We start from the raw sequence: 2559 nt of genomic DNA, 5'->3' as shown, positions 1-2559 counted from the left end.
CCAACAGCTTCAAGAACCTCGTCGACCTTGGCTTGAATCTCCTCAGCGTCATCGCCCTTGGACCAAACGTTGAGTCCTTCGGCGACGACATCGCGAACTCTGCGACGAGGATTCAGCGACGAGATGGGGTCCTGGAAAATCATCTGGAGGCGAGTTCGCGCCCGTCGCAGATCCTCACCCTTCAGGGCTGTCAACTCCGCTTCTTGTTCGGTTCCCGGGTGAAGCGTTACCCGTCCGGACGTCGGGCGAGGGAGCTGAACAACAGTCCGGGCCGTAGTGGATTTACCGCAACCGGATTCGCCGACGATCCCAAGTGTCTCACCGCGTCGAACATCAAAACTGAGGTCGGACACTGCGTGTACCACCTGGTGGCGTCCGGCGGGGAACTCCATAACGAGTTGTTCGACCCGGAGGACGATGTCGTCGGCATCGCGTAACTGTTCTGTGCCGCTGCCGGCCATTAGTCACCCACTCCGAGAGTTGCGCCAGTCTGAACCTTGAATTCGGCCATGTCGAGGCCCGCCGCGGTGATTCCAGCTGATTCGTTGGCCGCCCGGGCCTCGCTGCCCAACGGGGTGCCGACCGGGGCGTGGCAGGCGCACGTGTGACCTGCCCCCTGAGAGCTGAGACCCGGTCTGTCAGTAAGACACCTGATGGTCGAATACCGGCATCGCGGAGCGAACGGGCACCCGTCGAGTATCTCGATCACCTCAGGGGGCCGTCCTGGGATAGGAACCAGTCGGGTGTGGCTAGGCGTATCAATTTTGGGGATGGTCTCCAAAAGCGCCTCGGTATAGGGGTGGCGCATCTCGGCAAACAGGGTGTCTGTGGGGGCCTCCTCCACGGTGTGGCCGGCGTACATGACCATGATCTCATCGGCCCGGCCCTTGACCACTCCAAGGTCGTGCGTGATGAGGATCATGGACATGCCGCGGTCTCTGCGGAGGTCGTCTAGAAGGTCGAGGATGTGCTTCTGGACTGTGACGTCGAGCGCCGTGGTGGGTTCATCGGCGATCAGCAGACGGGGTCCACAGGCCAGAGCCATGGCGATCACCACCCGTTGGCGTAACCCACCTGAGAGTTCATGCGGATACTGGGTGAGGCGCTTGCCGGCTTCAGGGATGCCGACCTGCTCAAGCAAATCGCCGGCTTCAACCAAAGCTTCCCGCCGCCCCCGAGATAGGTGGACTCGCAGGGACTCGGCAATCTGTTCGCCGATTTTCTTGACCGGGTTGAGGGACGTCATGGGGTCTTGGAAGATCATGGTCATCTCAACCCCCCAGAAATGCTTCTCTCTTCTAGCAGCCATGGCAAACACATCTCGTCCGTCGAAAGTGACCGTTCCTTCGATCTGTGCGTAGGAGGGCAGAAGGTTCATGAGGGCCTTGGCGGTGACCGTCTTCCCCGAGCCGGACTCGCCCACGATGCCGATCGACTCGCCGGGCTCGAGGTCGAAGGACACACCGTCCACGGCCCGGACAACACCCTGCTCAGTGCGGAAACCAACCCTAAGGTCGGCAACTGTCAGTAACGGGCCGGCCATTTCAACGCCCACTTATACCGACTTCGCGGACATCGAAGTAGTCGCGCAAACGGTCGCCAGCGAAGTTGAGCGAAAGAACGGTCAAGAACATGGCCCCGATCGGGGTGAATGCCACCCACGGGCCGGTCCGGAGTGTCCGAGGAGCAGCGCCGAGTTGAATCATCTTCCCCCACGAGAACCCGTTCTCCACCGAGAGGCCCAGGTAGGCCAGTCCGCCCTCGCCCACAATGGTTAGGCCTAGGCCGAGAAGCGACAGTGCGCTCAAAGGGATCAGGACGTTGGGCAGAATCTCCCTTGCCATGATCCGGCGGTCGGTCGCTCCGAGCACCCGGGCGGCGGACACAAAGTCACGCTCAGCGAAGGAGAGAGTCGTTGCCCGGGCCAGACGGGCCACTGGTGCGACGACCGCCAGGCTGAGGACGATGCTGACCACACCTAGGCTCTGGCCGAGCAGACCAATGATCATCAGGGCGAGGGCGAGGCCGGGAAAAGAGAGCAACACGAACACCACTGACATGCTCAACCTGTCGACGAGCCCCCTGAAAAATCCAGCTATCACACCGATCGTTCCGCCGATCACGAAGCCGACCACCAGCGCGACGAAGCCGACCACCAGCGAGACTCTGGCCCCCCAGATGGTCCGGGCGAACATGTCCCGACCGTTGGTGTCGGTACCGAACCAGTTGTCCCAGCTGGGTGGATCGAGGCGGCCACCCACTCCAGTCTCCTCCGGGTCGGCGATCGGCAGGATCGGGGCAAGCAGGGCCACTCCCACCATGAGTGTGATCCAACCAATAGGAATCCAGAATCCGGGTCCAAGTCGGCGCTGCACGACGTCGTTGGGACCAGTTCCCTCCTCTGTCACCAGAGCGGTGCCACTCTTAACTGTCACGGCTAACTCTTGGGTCGAGGTACGAATAGATTAGATCCACAGTGAGATTGATAACCACAAACCCTGTGGCGATTACCACCACCGAACCAAGTACCACAGGAAAGTCGTCCCGCACGACCGCGTC

The 2559-nt window shown here is 61.4% G+C and carries 3 protein-coding genes; all 3 read right to left on the bottom strand.

Going from position 1 to position 2559, the window contains the following annotated elements; genetic code table 11:
• A partial coding sequence (locus MK181_10920) for an ATP-binding cassette domain-containing protein (protein ID MCH2420309.1) occupies window positions 1-392 on the bottom strand: 392 nt, incomplete at its 3' end.
• Between the two features lie 68 nt (window positions 393-460).
• A complete protein-coding gene (locus MK181_10915; GenBank protein MCH2420308.1) occupies window positions 461-1471 on the bottom strand; it encodes an ABC transporter ATP-binding protein in 1011 nt (336 codons plus the stop codon).
• A gap of 73 nt (window positions 1472-1544) precedes the next feature.
• Window positions 1545-2435: an ABC transporter permease gene (locus MK181_10910; protein ID MCH2420307.1), complete on the bottom strand. Its 891-nt coding sequence runs from the start codon at window positions 2433-2435 to the stop codon at window positions 1545-1547.
• Between the last annotated feature and the right edge of the window lie 124 nt (window positions 2436-2559).

This window comes from Acidimicrobiales bacterium (assembly GCA_022452035.1).
Taxonomy (GTDB): Bacteria; Actinomycetota; Acidimicrobiia; order Acidimicrobiales; family MedAcidi-G1; genus UBA9410.
Note: the sequence above shows the minus strand (reverse complement) of the source record. Positions and strands in the feature narration are given on the sequence as shown.